This is a genomic window from Pelagicoccus mobilis, assembly GCF_016595505.1.
In the GTDB taxonomy this organism is placed as follows: Bacteria; Verrucomicrobiota; Verrucomicrobiia; order Opitutales; family Opitutaceae; genus Pelagicoccus; species Pelagicoccus mobilis.
Genome location: NZ_JAENIL010000002.1, coordinates 71,527 through 92,101 on the forward strand (window position 1 = coordinate 71,527; position 20,575 = coordinate 92,101).

The following is a 20,575-nucleotide window of genomic DNA, read 5'->3' on the forward strand; positions in this document are numbered from 1 at the left end:
CATGTTCCGGACCTTCAAATTTCGGCGTGACCCACGCCAATCGAAATGGGGGATTAGCTCAGTTGGTTAGAGCGCTACCTTGACATGGTAGAGGTCCCGAGTTCGAGTCTCGGATCTCCCACCACCTAAGTTACTTTAAAAGAATAACTTAGAATGTGAAAAAAATCAATTTCAAAAGATCTCCAATTGGTCGTATTTACACCATTCGACATCAGTTAACACCAATGGCGGGATCTTTTTGATCCAAACTCGCCCCCTCTGAGTTATCGAACGTCTGCTTAGAGCCAGAATTACCAAAGTAGACCAACTAGCAAACCCGGTTCACTTCAATCCCCAGCAAGCTCCCCAGCTTTTCTACTTTCGAAGCTATATGCCCCACCCCGATCGCGCAGTGATGCGCGGGGCCGCCCTTCGACCAATCGTTCATAAAGCCTTTTGCTCCGATGCTGAAACGATAGCGGCTGTTCGTATTCCCAATCTGCAAAATCGGCCCTTCCACCGACTCCCCTTCCGCCACCTGCAACAAGACAGAACCATCCCCCCTCTGCACAACAGAGAGCAAGGTCACCGGCCCATGCTGCACCGTCATCTGTATCGAAAGCCCCTTGCCTGGCTTACCATGGTAGACCGGTAGTGGCACCAGACTTACACGGCCTTCGGCGATCGCGAAATGGGCCGGACCATCGTGCCCGAGGTAAAGCACATCATCCACGAAGTCCGAAAGATAAAATTCAGAGAACGAGCCCCCCACTCCAAACAGATCCATAATTTTCATCGCCTGCACGTTCTTGATCTCGCACTCGCCTGCAATCGGGACGTTCCTGCCCGTCAGCAAAGTGTTTCCCGCGATCACCGAGGTCACGATGTTCTCATACTCGCCCGAGCCTTCATAGTAATACGCCATAGAGCCCAAGCGATGCTTCGCCACCAACTTGTCCAAAGCCACCGAAGTCTTGGCCGCCCGTTCCAGTTCAGTCTGTTCACACTCTTCGGACACATTGTACTTCTCCCGAAACTCCTCGATCTTCGCCACGATCTCCGTATCCGTCACCGCCTGACGTAAATCATAGAGTTCGCACATCTCCAACAATTCGAAGTGATTTCCGAATACCGCCGACTGCTGCGTCATATCGCTGTATACATCAAGCATGCCGCAATAGTAATGCCCCAAGACGCCCACCCGGTTTTCACGCATCCTCGTCATCACCTTCGACGCATCCACCCAGTCCTCGATTTCCGTCCAAGCGGCCTCTTCCTGTAGGTAACCCGACACGACATGATAATCGATCCCAGCTCGATTAAAGACGCAGGCCAATTCCGGCACGCTACAGGACTGGCAATGTTCCAGCCAAACGCCCGTCATCTTACCGCGGTCGCCCAATGCGTTAAACTTCTCGTAATCAAGCTGCGCCACCGGCTGTAGGTTCAACATCACTACAGGCACGTTCGCCTTCTGCACCACCGGCAAAACCGTCGACGACAAGGCGTAGGTCGAAATGAAAAGAAAAATCACCTCCACCTCTTCCTTCCGAAACAACGATGCCGCGTCGCCCGCCTTTTCCACGCTATCAACCATCCCCGCATCCACCATTTCGATGCCCATGCCCACGATGCGATCGTGAATCTCATTATGATAACTATTCAAGTTATTCAGAAGCCCCTCAAACTGAGGCCAATAAGTATCCAATCCGATAGAAAATATTCCTGCTTTCATAGTTCGACCAATCCTAGTTTCCTGTATTCAAATTAGTGTGACATCTCACTCCCCTATAGATAGTTTCCCAAGCCGATCAGCACCGTTGAAAGCGTGATCACCAAAATCCCAGCCACCAAGACGCCGATCGCCTTCCGCCCGCTCCCCTTCCATTCCTTCAAATAGAGACTCCAGAGATTGCTCGCGATAATGATGAAGGACATGTGCAAGGTCCAACTGGTGAAATCGTATTCCCCCATCTTAGTGGAGCCCATCCCGTAAAACATAAACTGGAGGTACCAAGTCACTCCCGCGAGCACCGCGAAGCCATAGTTCTTCAACAAAGGCGATTCCGACTTGCGATAATCCCTCCAGCTCCCTTGACGGATATTCAAAACCAAACACCACAGCGCATTGGTAAGAAAGCCGCCCAACAAAATCACGACCAGCGGGGCATTGTTCACCCAAAGCGGATCTGCTCCCGCCTGGGCCGCTTCATCTCCAATCGGCTTTCCCGCCGCAAAGCCAAAGGCCATACAAGCGCTCATCAATCCCGAGAAGGTCGCCAGCAGCAAACCGCGCCCCACATGAAACTCCTGCTTCTCGTCCTCCTCCGGACTCAGCTGCTTCTCCTTCAAACGCCCCGCGTATCCACAAATCCCAATACCGATCAAGCAAACGAGAATCCCCGCCATGACCACCCCGCCCGACACGGTCGTCAGCAAACGCATAAAGCTCCCATCGTAGACCGCCGGAATCAAAGTTCCAAAGGCAGCGCAAAACCCCAACACCACCGCATAGCCAAGCGACATCCCAAGGTAGCGCACCGACAAGCCAAAGGTCAGACCGCCAATGCCCCAAAGCACCCCAAACAAAAAAGTCCAAAACAACGTCGACGCCCCCACACCTCCAATCACTCCCACCAAGGTCGGAACCGTCAGCCAAGCCACCGCGATCGGAGCCAAGATCCAAGAGAACAGGCCGTTCACCAGCCAAGCACTTTCCCAAGACCAGCTTTTAACCTTTTTGAGCGGAAGATAAAAGCTGCCAGCCGCAAAACCGCCTAAGGCGTGCAAGATGACTCCGAAAATTACCAAATCCTTGTTCTCCTTTTCATTTCAAAAAGAGAATACCCTCCCGACTCGAAATTTGGAATAGAGGCTCTGACCTAATTTCTGCACTTTTTGTCCAAGCTCTACTTGCCTAAAACCTTCATTGTCTCCAGAAAAATTAGCCATGAACGAGGCCTTCAACCGCTACATTCCCGCCAGCGACGAAGCGAAGCGTTGGGGACTCACCCTCACGGACCTCGGCTATACTCAGATCCCCGCAGGCAGCGCCTACCCTCCCGGCGAACATCCCGACAGCTACGCTTTCAACGTGAGCACGGGACGCGTCCTTACCGAGTACCAAGTCATCTACATCACCCGCGGCGAAGGAAGCTTCTGGTCCCAAGTCAGCGGGGAACAAGCAATTAAAGCCGGATCCCTCTTCCTCCTTTTTCCTGGCGTGCGCCACCGCTACCAACCCAATCCGCAAACGGGTTGGGACGAACACTGGATCGGATTCATCGGCGACCACGCCGAGCGCTTGATGAACGAGTTCTTCAACCCCCAAGAACCCGTCATTCAAGTCGGCATGAATTCCGACCTGAGAGCCTTATTCGCCACCATCTGCGACTTGACCGAACACGAAGGCTTCGGCTTCCGCCGCATTATCGCCGCCAAAGCCATTGAAATCCTCGCCCGCGTCCAAACCCTCTCTCAAGGCGAATCGCTCCGTTCGCCCCACAACGAAAAAATGATACGCCAAACTTGCTGTCTGCTAAACGATGCACTCCGGCAGAAATTCGACTTCAACGCGCATGCCACAGAAAACGGAATGAGCTACACTTCCTTCCGACGACTCTTCAAGCAGCACACCGGTCTGTCGCCCAATCAATACCTGCTCGAGCTGCGCATCCGCAAAGCCCAAAGCCTTTTGACAAATACGACACTCAGCGTACAACGCATCTCAGAAGAGACGGGCTTCGAATCCAGCTTCTACTTCTCCCGCTTCTTCAAGCAACGTATGGGACTCTCGCCACTGAACTACCGCAAGGCCCATCGGTAAACGCTCACTGAATCAGTTTTTCCGATACTCGACTGAAAAGACACATTCATTCCCATTCAAATAAGCCAGGGATATCTGGATACATTCATAGTATTGCCCGAACGACTTCAGAAACTGCCGCCCCCAACTTAGCATGTTCTTCAGGTTCCCAGTGAACCCCATCGACAGGACTGCTTTGCACAATCTCCCCCGCATCGAACATGCGGATTTCATTCTCTTCGCAAAACACACCCAGCGTGGATGCCAACTGGTACGATTTCTCCTCCGCTCCGTTCAGGATGTCTTTAAACGGGCTCTGGCTTGTGTCCGCCAAGGGCGGCGGGCAGATCACGAGCACTTCGGGAGCGTCGCCCAAAAACCGGCTACTGCTATCGCGGGCTTCTTTAACAAGACGACCGATGCTCCATGCAACGTCGGTAGGTGAAACGGAGAATCGGTTCTTAAAATCATTGGTGCCGAGCATGATAATGAGAAGATCAAGCGGCATGTGCGAATGAATGAGCGGGACGATTTGCTTCAATCCGTTTTTGCCGCCCTCCACCGGATCATCCCAAACGGTATTCCGTCCCGGCAAACCTTCCTCGATCACGTAATATTCATCGCCGAGCTCCCGCTGAAGCACTCCCGGCCAGCGCGTCTGCCGATCATAGCGTGCCCCGCAGTCAGGCGGGAACCCCCACGTATTCGAATCTCCAAAACACATGATTGTTTTCTGCGTCTTCATAACTGAGTTTCACTGCCCAATAAATTCAACAGAATCAACGGCCGCGCGAAACTCACGTGCGAGCATCCGACCGACATGTCGATGAACGGCCGTCGAAGGATGATTACTGTGGTAGAAGTAATAGCTTTCCGCATCTCCACGCGGCGTGGTGTCCTGATCAAAGATTGCGCGGCCCGCGCACGCATCGGCGGTATTCATTATGCCGTAGCTGGCTGCCTTGAGCTTAACCTTATCGAAGAACTCCCCCCAACGGCTACTTTGAATGGTGGCGTCGGGAAACTCCTCCTCTAGCACTGCCGGGAGGGCGCTCAGCTCGGGATTCAATCGCGTGGCAACCTCGTTGAACGAAGCGATTTCGGTGGGCAGCACCGCAATAAAAAAGCGCCGAGCCCCAACGGCATGCAACCGACGGACCAGCAGGGTCACGTTATTGACCGTATCCACCGTTTCCAGACGACGATCATTTAATCCTCCGGCTAAGAAAAACAGAGTGCGCTCCGGGTCGAAGGAAATCGCTCCGGATTGGACGCCTACAGCGAAGTCACTCACCTGATTTTGCATCCCGTATTCCAGAATCACATCCTTGACCTGCCTTCGCTCGCCTTCACCGGTACGAGCTCCGCTCACCGCATAATTCAGGCCCTTGTTACCAGCGTCAGGATCAGTAGCGAAGGTAAAAGGAATCCCGAGTTCCCGAGCTGCGTAGACGATCGCCGTCGGGCCATTGCCATCCACATAGCCGGCGCCGCTGTCACTGAAACTATCCCCAAAGGCGAATAGCTGGTTCCAGTGATTCTCCGCCCTTTCCTCCGTCTGGCTGAATTCAAGGAGCGCCGAGGCAAAGTCCTTACCCATGTCGAGCAAGCCCTGCGCACCGTAGTGGCCGGGATTACTTTCTGGATCCGCCACTTCATAGTCGTCGGTATCGAACCAGGATACAAAGGGCGTATTTTCAGCGACCCGAACTTGAGCAGCGCGTACGATGGTCGCCTGGGTCGGATCGGTTTGCTCTCCAATCTCAGGAGGTACGATCCCTCCAAAGTAATCGAGCACACGGGCAATGATAAACGGCATATCGGGCGTATTGAGCTCCTCGCGTACCACCTCGATGAAGTTGACTAAGTTGGCTTCATAGGCGGACGCTTGTGATTCATAAGCATCGCTCTCGCCCTGCATCCAGAGCATGCCGGAAATTTCGTATTCAACGCCGGCCTCATCCAGATCGGTCAGGGCCGCCTTGAAGGTATCCATCATCTCAATATAATTTCCGCCGGTGCCTGGCTTGAAATCATTATATAGAGCTTTACCATTTGAACCGTATTTGACTAGGTAAATGGAATCCCCCGGCAAGGCATCCTTGATCGCCCGACCAAACGACACTTCCGGACCAAAGTGATCGTTTTTGTTACCAAAACCATAGGACAAAGGGACCCAGCCACTATTCCAGAACATCACATCGTCCTGCGCAGCGTCATAGGGCGACGGTAAATCGCTGCTTAATCCCTGGCCAACCATATTCGACTGCCCTCCCAAGAGAAAGACTCTCGTAACCCCTTCGCTCTCAGCGCCCAGATGCACGACGAAAAAGAGAAGACATGCCACGAACGATGCGAATGGACGATGGAGCCTAGGACGACTTATGATAAGAGAGTGATTCAAGCTAGGATATTATTTTTCCGCAGAGGTCGCTGAGACAGCGCCCTAAAATTCTCTGCGTACTCTGCGGTTAATGAAACGTTTAGAATTGAGAATACGTCACGGCTAATTCGAAAAGTCTAGATCGAGCGTTTCGCCGTCGTATTCGATGCGAATCTTTCCGCTCTTGTATTCTGATTTCATATACGGACTATCAAAGGTCATCGGATAACTGTAATCGATCGACTCCCCTCCCACCATTGGAATCTGCCGAGCGCCGCAATTGAAGACAATCTCTTGGGCATCGTCGCCGCAGCCGGTGTATACGAGAACATTGTCGCCCGGCACCACAGTCTTGTAGAGAGCGATCGGGTTATCCAGCACATCAGCCATAAACGCCTCCAGCGTCGGGTAATCCGCCTTGCTACCTGCTTCTATGATGGTCGCGGTAAATTTGTCTTCCAGCAATAGGAGCGATTTATCTTCGCTCCAGCGATAGCAGTCGGTGCGAAGTTTGACGGTCGGCGCATCGTCAGGAGCATTGAAGTAGACTTGATTACCTGAGGTTTTCTTTTTGTGTTCTTTCTCGTAAGCCTCGTCCCAGAGCACTGGGCGCACGGCGGCATAGGCATTGCCGCTCTGCACGAAAATCCAGCCATCCCGCTCCAGGCGACGATCCCATTGATTGCCTATCCAAATACCGACGGGTTGATTGTAGTCCGCATTAACTGGATACCACTCTGGATGCACGGCATACCAGCGACGCGACTGCTGTAAGATCAAGGTTCGCTCGTGATGAACAGTCTGATACATCGCCTCCATATCGTAAGGGCTCTTTTTCTTATACACATTGAAACCATCCGTTAGGTTAACCGGAACGATTCGGGACTCTGGAGATTGGGAAAAGGTCATGCCATGCCAGCGGCCTACAATACTCAGGTGCGAGTGGACAGCCGACGGGTGATCCATTTGAGTGCCGAGGGTATAATTCGGCGTGACGTAAGTGCTTTTGAGGAAACGCGCGTCGGTATCGACCACTAGCGAGCGTTCAGTGCCCAAGGGACGGGGCAATACATTTTCCTCCTCTCCAATGCCGCGCGCCTTGTAGGTGAAGGAGCCCATGCCTTCGCGGTCGAGCGCCATCTTCCAGACTACAGGATGTAGCTTAAAATCGTTTATCAGATTCCAATACCACCACACGCCAGCGTTAGCCGGACCACCCAAGTGAAAGCCGATCAAATCAGCTGTTGCTTTATCGTCCGGACCACCAACCGTCTTGTGATGGCGGGTTTTCGGTCCTCCGCGCACGCCTGAGATAGAAACCTGCGCCCATTCAGCCCAGAAGAGAGTGAGGAAATCATCGATCAACGCATGCAGCTCCTCGTCGCCACTATACTGATACGCTAGATCCACCATATTTAGGGAGTGCTTCGTGTAGCCATAGGAAGCATACTCAAGGAAGAAGCCACGCTCGGCACGCTCGCGGAAGTAGGTTTTCAGGAAGGTCAACCACGCCTCGTAGTGGTCTGCCGCGTTGTATTCCTTGCCATCCGACAAGTTCGCCCGTCCCCCGCCATGACGGGTATCGGGATCGATATCTGGGCCATAGTAGCCGGCATGCCCATAGTGGTAACTACCGCCGAAACCGTAATCTGGATAAATACGGTCTTTGTAGTCCGGCTCGTTCATGAAAATGCGAGAGGTCACCAGATTGCAAGCCTTGGCATTGAGGTCATGATTCTCGCTGCCATCGAGATACCAAGTACTCTGACGTGCCCAGTGAATGTCGTTCTTAGCCGAGGTGCGGTCCCACAGCGTCTCCAGCAGTAGTTTCTCGGTTTCGGGCGTCATGCGACCGGGAAACTTTCCGTAGCGACTGGAAAACATGTAGTAGAATCGGCAATACAGTGGAGTTTGCAACAAGCCCCAAGCATTGGCATCCGAGCTCTTCTTCAGTTCCTCGACTAGGAGTCGATTAGCAGTTTCCAGATCCTCGTTCAGCAACATTTTAGCGAAGGCGCTCACCGGAGCGTAGAGACCTTCTTTGTTGTTATCCGCCGCCGCTTTCATCCCCACCTCCACACGCATCGCGCGGCTGGCCTCCGCTTCGGCCATGCGTTGGTCAAGCGTCTTGTCCGTCACGCCAATATGCTTTTTCCCGTGCTCAAAACGAACCCCATCAAAATGGATTCGCGCCTCTTCGCTAAACGCCGCCTCGAACGAACACAGCTTAACATTCCCCCAGTCGAAACCCGCGGCTGCCTTCAGCTTGGAGAGCGGGAGTTTCAGCTCCTTCCATTCAGCGCCAATGCCAGCGAGCTCGCCGTTCGCTTCCTTACCAGCGGTATCGACCAACCGTACCTTCCAAGTCCCCAAAGCATTGCCCCCCTTCGCTTTCACCCAAAGCCGGAGGCTCATCTTCTTAGAGAGATCCCAACGCTCCCCCCAAAGACCCGCCACAAAGCCGAATCGCTCAGGCATGCCCAGCTTCGCCGGCGTATAGACGACACTCAGATCACCTTCAACGTGATCGGCATGGTCCAAGGCAAACGCCTCGGACTTGTAAGCATAATCGCGTCGTTTCGAGAGAGAGGAATCAATTGACTCACCCTTCGAGACTACGCCAAACAGCCGGACTTCCTCGTCCCAGAAATCGAGCGGTTTGTCCTCAGCGAAGCTTAGGCTCGCAGCGGAGATGCCCATTGCGGCAAATAGAATTTTCATAGATTTGACCAGATCGCGGCCCATAGTCATCAGTGTACTCCTTGTCTCGTCGTAGCCCTACGAAGACGGAAGTGGTGTTAGAACAAGAGTAACTCCACGCTTCAACAGTTTGCTCATCACCTTTGTGGTTATCACTAGTTGAAGTCCAGTATCAGCTCGCGGTCGCCTTTGCTGATTTTCACGATTCCGCTTTCGTATTCTGACTTTAAATACGGACTATCAAAAACCATATCAGGAGCAAAGTCGACCCGTTGGCCTCCTATCATAGGAATTTCATTGTTCGCCAAGTTGAAGACGATCTCCTGAGCCTCCTCCCCGCAACCGCGATAGCGCAGAACGTGGAAGCCGGGGACGACCGTCTTGTCCAGGACCAAAAGGTTATCCAATACATCTTCCATGAAATCCTCCAAGGTGGCGTGATAGATCCTTCGTGAGGCTTCAAAGATCATACCCGCGTGCTTGTCCTTCAATAGAACCGTTTCCCGATCGGGTGTCCACTCGTAGCTGTCCTCGATAATCTCGCTTTCCAGACCCGGAGAAGCATCATCCACCAAGATCGTCCACCCATCGGCATACTCCCCCATAACCGGCCTCACCGCGAGGAAAGCGTCCCCATTCTCCACGAAAATCCACCCATCTCGCTCCAAGAGTCGGTCGTGGTTCGCCCCGAAATGGATCGCATAGTCCAAGTCCATCGTGCTCTTGGCTGGAAACCAATCTGGATTCATCTGACTCCAACGGCGGGCCTGTTGAACAATCATCACTTTCCGGTCCTGGACTGCTCGACAGAATCCGGACGTCTTCTTACCGCTGAAATTGCCCTCGTCGTCCTCCTTGAAATCAGTCGGAAAAACCCTCGGCCCCTCAGGCCCCTTGAAGGTAATCCCCTGCCACCTCGCCTGATTGCTCAAGTGGCTATGGATCGCCCCCGGGTGGTCCATTTGACATCCAAGGATGTAATCCGGAGTCACCCAGCTATAGCGCTTTAAGCGCGAGTCCGTATCGCACACTAGAGTGCGTTCCGTTCCCAAAGGGCGGGGCCAGACGTTTTCCTCTTCCCCCGGAGTACGCGAAATGTATTCAAACTCCCCTAAACCTTCCCGGTCCAAAGCCATTTCCCAATGGATCGGCTTGAGTTCGTAATCGCTGAGCAGCTGGGCGAAAAAATGAGTTTCGGAACTTCCCTTCCCCCCCATGTAAAAGCGGGCAAACTCATACATGGCGTCCTCCAACTGCAGTCCGTTGTTACGCGTTTTAGCGCCGCCTCTCACACCGTTGAGCTGGTCTTGAGCCCACTCCGCCCAAACGAGGTCTATGAACGATTCCGCTTCGCGGACCAATGACGGGTCATCGCACAAGTCGAAAATATCGGTCAAATAGGAGACCGTGACCGCCATGTAGTTAGAGGAAGCCCTCTCGAGAAAAAAGCCTTTCTTTGCTCGCTCCGTGAAGTACTCGTCGAAGTAAGCACACCATGCCCGGTAGTGGTCACGCGCAGTGTAGTCTTTCCCGTCGCCCCAATCGGCCCGGCCTTGAGGCCCGTCGACTGCATCCTTGGCATACATGCGATGAAACCAGTACTTATTTCCGCCTCCTGTACCTAAATCTGGATACAAGCGATCCTTAAAATCAGGCTCATTCATGAAAATCTGAGAGGAGATCAGGCTGCTTACTTTGGCTACCAGATCGTGATTTTCGCTCCCGACCATCCACCAAGTGCTTTTGCCTGCCAGATGGATGTCATCCTTATATTTCATGCGATTCCACAGAAGCTCTAGCAACGCACGCTCGGTTTCCGGATACAAGCGTCCCGGCGAAACGGCCCCCTTTGACCCAAAGGCATAGTACATATGATAAAACTGCTGATTGATCGCCAAACACCAGTGATCGTTCATTCTGTACTTCTGCTGCACAACAGGATCCTCCGTCGTCAAGAGCTCCAGAAGCCGAGCGTTCGTCTCGTCGAGATCCCTACCCAAGTAAAGATTCGCGAAATACGGGCACCAGGCCTCTCTCAACCCCTCCCCCGTCGCATTTTCAAAAGCATATTCGACGCGAGCCGCTTTGGTCGACGCCGCCTTTCGGATGTACTTCTGGACGCTCTTCTCGGAATAATCGAAAGCTTGGTCCTCAAGCGGATTCTCAAAGACTTCTCCCGCTATAGCGAATGTGGACAATGCCAAAACGGCACATAAGGTGGATACAATTTTCTTCATCAAATCAGGGCTCTCGTAAACGACCGGCCGACCCGGTGTTGGGCGACGACCTTCCATTCCTGAACCAACCTCTCTCTTCAGTCTAATTCCCAAAATTCTGACTGTCGGATTTTTCCTGAAGTTACATGGAGGAGCGAACAAAGCAATCTTCTCGAAATCAATTGCAAGGCAGGCGTCTTGCCTGCGGAGAAACAAGCCCGAAGCCTGCGCACCTCTCTAAGAACGCAATATTCGTATTCCCATGAAAGACCTAAGTCGTCGCAATTTCATTCGTGCCACCTCCCTGCTCGCCGCCACCGCAACGCCTTCGCTCTACGCTGCGAGCGACACGAAAGACGCTAAACCTGTCCCCAGCCCCATGCCGAACAAAGGACCGACTCAAGTGCGTTGGCTCGAAGGAGGCCGCATCCAACCACACGCAGGATCAGCCTTTGGCGTTCCTTGGCCCATGGGTCAACAAGCCGCGGATACGACTTTCACCCTTCGCACCGCCCAAGGCGAAAAGGTGCCCATGCAAACTTGGACCACCGCCACCTGGCCCGACGGCAGCCTGAAGTGGACCGGGCACGCCATCGCCCCTGACGCCCCAGCCTCGGAACACTTCACGATCGCACCCGGCAAGCCCAATCTGCCCCGCAATCCGGTCAGCGTTGAAGAAACGGCGGAAGCGATTCTCGTCGACACCGGAGTCATTCGATGCGAGCTCCCACGAAAAGGCGATACCCTCATAAAATCCGTCAAACGTGGCGACGCCACTATCCTAAGCAAGGGCCACCTATGCGGCACACGCCAGGACAGTCCGGACCAGGGAACGCCGGTTGAGGCATTCACCAGTCAAATCGAGACGGTCGCAGTCGAGCAGTCCGGTCCCATTCGAGCCGTCATTAAAATCGATGGAAAACACCGGACTGAAAGCAGCCGCGACTGGCTACCCTTCTCCGTTCGTTTGTACTTCCACGCCGGCAGCGACTGTATCCGCATGACGCATACCTTTGTCTTCGACGGCGATGAAAACAAGGACTTCATCAGCAGCCTCGGAGTACGCTTCAGCGTTCCCATGCGCGATGAGCCTTACAATCGACACGTTCGTTTCGCAGGTCAGGATAGAGGTCTGTGGGCCGAATCTGTCCAAGGCTTAACGGGCTTGAGCCGCGATCCCGGCGAGGCGGTTCGAACCGCACAACTGTCAGGGGAAAAGGTTCCCGATATCAGAACATGGCCTGACAATGTCAGCACACGTATTCATTGGGTTCCCACCTGGGGTGACTTCAGCCTGTCCCAACTCAACGCCAACGGCTTTTCCCTCAAAAAACGCACGAAGCCCGGCCATGGCTGGATCAACGCCGATCAAGGCCACAGGGCTGACGGTCTCGGCTACGTCGGCGGAGCGAGCGGGGGTGTGGCCTTTGGCATGCGCGACTTTTGGAAGCTCCACCCGACCCAACTCGACATTCGCGACGCCGCAACCGACGAAGCCCAAGTCACCGTTTGGATCTACTCGCCCGAAGCCCCGCCCATGGACATCCGCTTCTACCATGATGGCATGGGACAGGATCTCGAAGGCCCTTTGACCGACGTAAACATTGAGGGCATCGAGTCGAGCGTCCCTCATCTCCCTTACCAAAAGCAAGTCGACGCCCTAAAGATCACATACGAGGATTACGAGCCCGGCTTCGGCAGCCCGCATGGCGTCGCCCGATCCTCGGATATCTACCTTTGGGCCAAAGCCTCCACTCCCTCCCGGGAAACTCTGGCCGAGCTTGCAGAAGCCGTATCCCATCCCCCGCAGCTCGTCCCTCGCCCCGGCGACCTCCACCGAGCGCAGGTATTCAGCAACATGTGGGCACTCCCCGATCGCTCCTCTCCCACTCTTGCCAAAATCGAGGACCGCCTCGACTGGTCCATTCAGTTCTACCACGAACAAGTCGAGCAGCGCCATTGGTATGGGTTCTGGGACTACGGCGACGTGATGCACACTTACGACGCCGATCGCCATGTCTGGCGCTACGACATCGGCGGCTTCGCCTGGGACAATTCGGAGCTCTCCACGGACATGTGGCTTTGGTACACTTTTCTCCGCTCCGGCGATCCCACCGCATACCGCTTGGCCGAAGCGATGAACCGACACAACCGCGATGTCGATATCTACCACCTCGGTCGCTTCGCAGGTTTCGGCACCCGTCACAACGTCCAGCACTGGGGCTGCAGCGCCAAGCAGTTACGCATCAGCACCTGCATGAACCGCCGCTTCCACTATTTCCTCACCACCGACGAACGCACCGGCGACGTCCTGCAAGAAGTCGTCGAAGCGGACAAACAACTAGCCCAGCTCAACGCCCGCCGCAAAGTTTCCTACGACTCAACAAAGACGCATTTCTTCGAACCCACGAACTCAGACAAAACGCGCATCTCGATCGGGACCGACTACGGCGCGACCGTATCGAACTGGCTGACTGCCTGGGAGCGTACCGGCAACCCCAAATACCGCGAGTGGATCGAAAACAGCATGCGCGCCATCGGTAAGGCCAAGTGGGGATTCTTCAGCAATCGCTACGAAATCGATCCGGAAACCAAAGAAATGACGCCCCCAGAAGGTGAACCGCCCATGGCCTCCCACCTCAGCATCATGTTCGGCTTGCCAGAGGTAGTTGCAGAATTGATACATCTCATCGACGTACCGGAGTTCGAAAACGCCTGGCTGCAATACTGCGAACTCTGCAACGCACCCAAAGACGTATCCCAAAAGGCGCTAGGCAAGCATTACAAGATCCCCAGTTTCCCAAACGCGCACTCCCGTATCATCGCCTACGCCGCCGACAGGAAAAAGGACAGTGCCCTTGCGGCCCGGGCAGCCGCAGACTTTCTCGACAATCAATGGAAGGGCTGGCAGCCGAAGCTCGAAACCGAGCACGTCAACGGTCCAGATGTCCTCAATCCTATCGACGAAGCGACCTGGGTAAGCACCAACGGAGCCGCCCAATGGGGTCTCGCCGCCATCCAAGCCTCCGCCCTGATCCCCCAAGCGGTAAGTGAGCATTAGAATAGTGAATTCGCAGATTATAGCAGGCAGTACCAAACCATAGGCGATAGCGAAGAGAAGCAGGCCTACTTCTCCTAAAGCAATTCACTTGTCCGAGCGAAAGGGACCGCTTCAAAGCCATCGTTTGATAGTCTTTATCAGTGTCCAACGCATTACCCGCATCAACGAGTTCCTTGATAGACAAAGGCAATAAGTGAAGGATACCAATATTCGCTCCCCTTATTCCCAGACACGCTTTGCGAACCTAACTCTCAAAAATCCGACTGTCGGATTTTTCATGGAGTTACATGACTGAGACCTCGATTCATCTTCATCCTAGCAATTATGAAACTGAGAATAGCCCTCATAGGCACCGGCGTCATCGCAGGCCACCACGTTCGCCTGAACGCTGAACCGGACGCCATCATCTTTCCCAACGACGAAGCGGAATTCGTCGCCGTGTTGGACGTGAACGAAGAGCGGGCTCGCGCCTTCGCGGAGAAGTTCGAGATCCCGAGAGTCTACACGGACGTAGACGAGCTACTAGCAAAGGAGAAGCCGCACATCGTATGCGTCACCACCCCTCCTCAAAGTCATGCTGAGCTGTCTATCAAAGCCATGGAAGCAGGGGCCTGGGTCCTGTGCGAGAAACCGCTCTGCGGCTCCCTGCGTGAGCTCGATGCGATCCGCGACGCCGAAGTCCGCACGGGCATGCACTGCTCCTCCGTCTACCAGTTCCGCTTCGGGGGTGCTTCGCGACACATCAAGCATATAGTCGATGAAGAAATCGCCGGGAAACCTCTCGTCGGTACCTGCCACACCACCTGGTACCGGGATCCCGCTTACTATGAGGTCGATTGGCGCGGCACCTGGGCCAGCGAACTCGGTGGACCGACCATGATCCATGGTATCCACGCCATGGATGCCTTCCTTTGGACAATGGGTGATTGGACGGAAGTGCGAGCCCTCTGCTCCACCTTAGACCGCGACATTGAAGTCGAGGACATTTCCTCAGCGAGCGTGCTTTTCAGCAACGGAGCCATCGGCAGTATCCTAAACTCCATATTGTGCCCGCACGAGCGCACCTTCCTACGCTATGACTTCCAACAGGGAACCGCTTGGACAGAAGACGCCGTCTACGACCTGAACAAAGACAAGTGGCGATTTAAGACACTCGACACCATGGATCCTGAGAAAGTCCAAACCTTCAAAACCATCACAGACGATACCGTCACCAAACAACCCTCGCAGCTCAAGGCCATGGTCGCTGATTACAAAGCGGGTCGCCCTCCGCTGGTAAGCGGCCCCGAAACCCGGCGTACCATCGAGTTCATTACCGCCCTCTACAAATCCGCCGCCACGGGTCGTCCCGTCAAACCCGGCACTATCGTCGAAGGCGACCCCTTCTACGAGCATGTGGGCGGCACCTTTGCCCAAAACCTCTCAACAATATAATCGCCCACGAAGGACACGAAGACCACGAAGAAACTGAAATCCTCACCTGAGAGCTCTTAGTGACCTTGGTGTCCTTGTTTGGTCACTTCGTTCCTGTGTCGCTTCGCTCGGTAGAAGGCAAAAAAACACATGAGTTTAAAATCTGAATACATAGAGGACAAAACCTTACGCGTTCGCTACGGAGACCAAGTCCTCTTCGACTACATTTACCGACCGGACACCCACGCGCAGTACTGCCCCCGTCCCTACTTCCATCCTATCCGCACTCTCGCTGGCGATATCCTCACCAATGATCGCCCCACTGATCACCCTTGGCATCAAGGCCTCAGCCTGACCATGAGCTCGGTCAATGGAATGAATTTCTGGGGCGGCCATACCTATAGCAGAGAAACCGGCAAATACGCCAACATCGATAACGTCGGTACGCAGCTTCACTGCGAATGGATCGATGAGAAACCAATCGAAAACGGATACGCCTGGACCGAGACCCTCGACTGGATCGGACCGCAAGGCCAAACGGTGTTCACCGAAACCCGTACCCTCACCATCCGCGACATCGACCCAGAAGTCGGATTCTGGCGATTGGTCTGGGAAAGCGATCTCACCAATACTCTGGGCGAAACGATTCGTCATAATTCCTACAGTTCCGGCGAAGGCTTACAAGGATCTGGATACACCGGACTATTCCTTCGCATGAGCCGAGGCTTCGACCGAACCGGTGTACATATATTCGACAATAAAGAAATACCCGAGTGGGACGACTACCATGATAGCGAGACCATACTCGACTCTCCCGACCAACTCAACGGCTGGAAAAGTTCGCGTCTCGCCTACCAAGGCATCTTCGATACCTCCCTCAATGGATGCCTCATCCTCTGCGAAGACCTCACCGAAAATCCGCCCTACACGAACCATTGGTTTTGTCGCCCGCAGTTTCCCTGTCTTGCGTGGTCCACAGCCTATCACGATACCCATACAATAGACGTAGGCGAAACTTTCCGCATGAAGCACAGCCTCGGCATCGCCAACGGATTCTGGACGAAAGAACGAGCTCAGACGCTATGGTTGGGCACTACAGAAAGCGTTTAGCAAATAGCTCAAAGTAAGCCTGTCACTCGCTCAGTATCAAAAAGAAAATCACCCAATGACAAACCTCCCCCTTTTCACGGCCTGCACACTGGCATGCTTGAGCTTGCTCTCGAGCGTATCCGGTTCTGACCTACTCTCCCTCATCAATGACCGCAAGGAAAAGGAAATGTCCACCTGGCGACAGGAGTCTCTGGCCCAGGAACACGAGGAAGTCTTCATTCGATTATGGGACGATCTACGCAATTCCAGCGAGCCAATCTCCGTTCTCCAGACATTCCCTTTCAATACTCTGAAACTTGGCGAGCTCTCCACCCCTGCCCCCCTAAACCATGGCATCACCTCCCAAACAATAGGTCAGGCCGAACGCAGTCTCCCTCAGAAGCATTGGAGCGGCTGGCTTGGGCAGCTGCAAGAGCTCGGCTACTCCCTTTACCAAAGTGAGTGGCACCATAAAAAGTTCGACGAAAAACCATCTGGGCAAAATGAATCGATCTTTTCCTTTTCCCTGCACGTCGAGCACCAGGCCTCTCAGCTACGGCTCATCGCCGATGGACGGATCAAGGTCGTTTGGTTAAAAGAAAAAAACAAGGATGGTATTTACGTTCCAGATACGATCGAAGTAACGGAACTGGAAATTCTGCAACGACAAGGGCTGCCCCTCTTTAAACGTTTAGGGGCTTTCGATATCGCGCCCCAAAAGCGCGGTCCCATCCTCGTGCACGACCTCAATGGCGACGGACGTTCGGAGATCATTCTACCAGCCGCCAATCAAGTCGCGTGGAATAATCCAGAAAACGAATACATCCTGAATCCATTCACTTCTGCAGAAGTCAAAACAGTACGCTCAGCCCTCTTGGGCGATTTCAATGCCGACGGAAATATGGACATGATCATCGAAGGATCGATCTACCCCAATAAGAACAGTCCCCTAGCAATTGGGTTACTCCTCTTCCAGGGAACCGCAAAAGGTGGTTTTTTGAAAATGCCCAAGCCCATCGACGTCGGTTCCAAGGCCGTCATCCAGGGCGACACCACGATGTCCTGCGGCGACATCGATGGAGATGGCGATCTCGACCTATGGATCGGCCAATACAAAGCCCCTTATGCCGGAGGAGCAATGCCGACTCCGTACTACGACGCCAATGACGGCTATCCCTCATTTCTGCTGATTAATGAAGGCGACGGTCTACGCTTCACCGAATGCGCGGCCACCCGCGGCCTCAAAGAAAAACTGCACCGTCGCGTATATTCCGGTTCCTTCGTCGACTACGACAACGACTCGGACTTGGATCTCCTGGTAGTGAGCGACTTTTCAGGGGTGGATTTGTTTCGAAACAAAGGGAACGGATATTTCGAAGACGTTACCGCTGAAGCGATCGAAGAGCGTGCTTCATTTGGAATGGGACACTCTTTTGGCGATTTCAATCACGATGGATTTTTGGATATGTACGTCATCGGCATGTCATCGACCACTGCGGGGCGCCTCCACCAAATGGGCCTCGGTCCCGAGAAATTCGACGATCTCACCAATATGCGGATACCGATGACCTACGGAAATCGCCTCTACTATTCCCAGGGCGATGGCACCTTCAAGCAACCCGAAGTAAACGACCAAGTCGCTCGTACCGGTTGGTCCTGGGGCGTCGTCACTGTCGACTTCGACAACGACGGAAATTTGGACTTCTACGTGGCGAACGGCCATGACAGCAACACCACCTCCAGAGACTACTGCTCCAGCTACTGGACCGACGATATCTACCGCGGGTCATCCTCGGAGAGCCCCCTATTCGACGACTATTTTTCCGAAAAACTAGGCATCAAAGAGGACGGTGGAATATCCTGGAACGGCTTCGAGCACAACTTTCTCTTCATGCCGATGTCGGATGGCTCGACGCGCAACCTCTCCTTCCTCGCTGGCGTCGCATTAGAAAACGACAGCCGCATGGTGATCGCAGACGACGTCAACCTAGATGGCAAACTGGACCTGATCATCGACTCCAATCCCCCCAACTGGAATCCGCAAACCCAAGGAAACATCGTTGAAGTGTATTTGAACCAAATGCCTTCGACCGGTAATTTCATCGGCGTTCGCCTCCAGGACAAAGCCGGAGCTCCCTCATCCACCGCCGCCAAGATCGTGATCTCCACAGGCGGTCAGATTCAAGCCGCCGCCAACGTCAACGGCGATTCCTACGAATCTCAACACGCGGCCACCAAACACTTCGGCATCGGAGAAAACGATACGGTCGACTATATTGAAGTCACCTGGATGGACGGCTCAAAACGCCGCATCGAGAACCCCACCGTGAATCAATACCACTTAATTGAGCTTTAGTTCTCCGAGTAGGATCATTGAACCATAGAGGTGACATGCCACTCGGACCGATACCCATTCTGTTAAAGAAGAAATAAACTGCCCTCCTACAGCGAGATTCCCGCCTCGAGTCTCGACGAGGGACCAAGTGACCCCACAGCGCGGCTGAACGTTGTTAAACGAATTTTATTAGCAACGCTCGTGCCTCGCTTGATCCACGCTGAGCGTGGGCATGATCCCCTATAAATCGGGGGCAGGATACGAATAAACATGAAATTTGGTTATACTATTCTTTGGATGTTTTTAACGATCCCTTGCCTCTCTTTTTCGCAAAACAATACGGATGTCAGCCTATTCGAAAAGAAGGAACCGAGCACCCAATTGACCGAGGTCTTTTCCGAGTCGGGCGACATGTATCTAACTCTTGGACACCACGGGCCAGCTATCGAAAACGAGTACTTTGCCCTACGAATGTTTTTCGACAAGAAAGCGGCCATCGATGTCTACTCAAAATCCCGGCCCGGCCTTGAGTTGAAAGCGACAGGTTGGTATCCCACTCCTGAGCAGCAGGCGAACGGTTGGGGCGGTGACCACTATCATGTCGGCGACACCGTGGGCTTAGGCGGGATCCGCTTATGGGACGGAGAAAAGGCGATTCCCTTGAACCCTGTATCCAGACGTTACGGACGAGTGGTGAAAGAAGGCTCCGTTTCCTTCTTCGAAATCCGCTCGGAGTGCGTTCCCTACAAAGGATCCGAAATCGATATTTTAGTGAGAGTAACGGTTTTCTCGAGCGTTCGGAACGCGAAGGTAGAAGCCTTCGCTCTCTCCGATCAAGAGGTTCAGTTCGCGACAGGACTCAACTATCGCGAAGGGTAGCAGCTTGTGTTGGAGAAGGACCACTACCTGAGCTGGGGAACGTCTTCAGGAGGCGTCGCCGCTGGACGAATCGAGATCGGCGCCGCGGTGATGTTCAATCCAGACGACTTCATTAAACGTATCGATGACGGAAAACAGGCCTTACTGATTTCAAAGCCTCGCAAGCATCTGGAGCATTGGATCACTTCGGCGAATTCAAAGGAAGCAGAACTGAACACGCTGCAAGCGTTCAGGGCGTTTGTGGACGCTCGTAGTCACTAAAAGACGTAGGAAGTACGCCAGAGCGCCCTCGCTCGATATATAAAACAGTAGGCACCGGAAGCAGTTTCGGTGGAAACCCGACCCGACAAGAGATTGGATTGGGCAACGCGGAATCCATCGAGTCGGCCACTATCATTTGGCCTACCTCAAAAACAACACAGGTATTCAAAAGTGTGGAGCTAAACAAATCCTTCCGTATCCACGAATATGCGACATCGCCTGAACATATCCAATACCCAAAGCTGAAGCAGCAAGGAAATCCAGTTCACACGCATCAGCGCTGACGAGGCAACGACCCGTCCCACACAAAAAACAGTAGGCCGCCACGTCGAGCTGACAGCACCTATTGATTCCAGATTCTCTGTCGGAACACATAAAAAGACGCCCAGCCAAAAACTGGGCGCCCGTATAAACTACTACTTAAACTGTTTTCTGAAAGACAGGGGAATCGTCG

The 20,575-nt window shown here is 53.7% G+C and carries 14 protein-coding genes and 1 tRNA gene; 9 read left to right on the forward strand and 6 right to left on the reverse strand.

Translation table 11 applies throughout. From position 1 onward, the window contains the following. Nucleotides 1-47: 47 nt before the first annotated feature. Nucleotides 48-124: transfer RNA gene (locus tag JIN87_RS01100), tRNA-Val, on the forward strand. Between the two features lie 183 nt (nt 125-307). Here the strand turns inward: JIN87_RS01100 and JIN87_RS01105 are convergent. Together JIN87_RS01105 and JIN87_RS01110 are read right to left on the reverse strand one after the other, a co-directional pair. After that, nucleotides 308-1,714: an L-fucose/L-arabinose isomerase family protein gene (locus tag JIN87_RS01105; RefSeq protein ID WP_200353658.1), complete on the reverse strand. Its 1,407-nt coding sequence runs from the start codon at nt 1,712-1,714 to the stop codon at nt 308-310. 53 nt (nt 1,715-1,767) lie between these two features. Beyond that, entirely contained in the window at nt 1,768-2,790 is a 1,023-nt protein-coding gene (locus JIN87_RS01110) for an L-rhamnose/proton symporter RhaT (protein ID WP_200353659.1), read from the reverse strand. Between the two features lie 139 nt (nt 2,791-2,929). Between JIN87_RS01110 and JIN87_RS01115 the strand changes: the two genes are divergently transcribed. Continuing rightward, nucleotides 2,930-3,805 carry a helix-turn-helix domain-containing protein gene (locus JIN87_RS01115; protein ID WP_200353660.1) on the forward strand — a complete coding sequence of 292 codons (876 nt, stop codon included), beginning with the start codon at nt 2,930-2,932 and terminating at the stop codon, nt 3,803-3,805. An 85-nt stretch (nt 3,806-3,890) separates the two neighbouring features. Here the strand turns inward: JIN87_RS01115 and JIN87_RS01120 are convergent, their stop codons facing one another. From JIN87_RS01120 to JIN87_RS01135, 4 genes are all read right to left on the reverse strand, one after another. Beyond that, complete coding sequence (locus JIN87_RS01120) at nt 3,891-4,529, reverse strand: SGNH/GDSL hydrolase family protein (RefSeq protein ID WP_200353661.1); 639 nt, start codon at nt 4,527-4,529, stop codon at nt 3,891-3,893. Between the two features lie 9 nt (nt 4,530-4,538). After that, nucleotides 4,539-6,131 (reverse strand): sialate O-acetylesterase, encoded by a 1,593-nt coding sequence (locus JIN87_RS01125; protein WP_200353662.1) that lies wholly within the window; start codon nt 6,129-6,131, stop codon nt 4,539-4,541. Between the two features lie 159 nt (nt 6,132-6,290). Beyond that, nucleotides 6,291-8,888: a hypothetical protein gene (locus tag JIN87_RS01130; protein WP_200353663.1), complete on the reverse strand. Its 2,598-nt coding sequence runs from the start codon at nt 8,886-8,888 to the stop codon at nt 6,291-6,293. Between the two features lie 134 nt (nt 8,889-9,022). Next, nucleotides 9,023-11,104, reverse strand: a complete 2,082-nt coding sequence (locus JIN87_RS01135; RefSeq protein ID WP_200353664.1) for a hypothetical protein — start codon at nt 11,102-11,104, stop codon at nt 9,023-9,025. A gap of 241 nt (nt 11,105-11,345) precedes the next feature. Between JIN87_RS01135 and JIN87_RS01140 the strand changes: the two genes are divergently transcribed. The 7 genes from JIN87_RS01140 (at nt 11,346) to JIN87_RS29010 (ending at nt 20,405) form a co-directional block, all read left to right on the forward strand. Then, a complete protein-coding gene (locus tag JIN87_RS01140; RefSeq protein ID WP_200353665.1) occupies nt 11,346-14,144 on the forward strand; it encodes an exo-rhamnogalacturonan lyase family protein in 2,799 nt (932 codons plus the stop codon). 324 nt (nt 14,145-14,468) lie between these two features. Then, nucleotides 14,469-15,578 carry a Gfo/Idh/MocA family protein gene (locus tag JIN87_RS01145; protein ID WP_200353666.1) on the forward strand — a complete coding sequence of 370 codons (1,110 nt, stop codon included), beginning with the start codon at nt 14,469-14,471 and terminating at the stop codon, nt 15,576-15,578. A 129-nt stretch (nt 15,579-15,707) separates the two neighbouring features. Further along, entirely contained in the window at nt 15,708-16,667 is a 960-nt protein-coding gene (locus JIN87_RS01150; RefSeq protein WP_200353667.1) for a DUF6807 domain-containing protein, read from the forward strand. A gap of 55 nt (nt 16,668-16,722) precedes the next feature. Next, nucleotides 16,723-19,002 carry a CRTAC1 family protein gene (locus tag JIN87_RS01155; protein WP_200353668.1) on the forward strand — a complete coding sequence of 760 codons (2,280 nt, stop codon included), beginning with the start codon at nt 16,723-16,725 and terminating at the stop codon, nt 19,000-19,002. 276 nt (nt 19,003-19,278) lie between these two features. Then, nucleotides 19,279-19,860, forward strand: coding sequence for a DUF4861 family protein (locus tag JIN87_RS01160; protein WP_200353669.1), 582 nt, complete (start codon nt 19,279-19,281; stop codon nt 19,858-19,860). Nucleotides 19,861-19,866: 6 nt separating this feature from the next. Next, a complete protein-coding gene (locus tag JIN87_RS01165) occupies nt 19,867-20,121 on the forward strand; it encodes a hypothetical protein (RefSeq protein ID WP_200353670.1) in 255 nt (84 codons plus the stop codon). Between the two features lie 35 nt (nt 20,122-20,156). Beyond that, nucleotides 20,157-20,405 carry an ASPIC/UnbV domain-containing protein gene (locus tag JIN87_RS29010; RefSeq protein ID WP_200353777.1) on the forward strand — a complete coding sequence of 83 codons (249 nt, stop codon included), beginning with the start codon at nt 20,157-20,159 and terminating at the stop codon, nt 20,403-20,405. Nucleotides 20,406-20,575 lie beyond the last annotated feature (170 nt).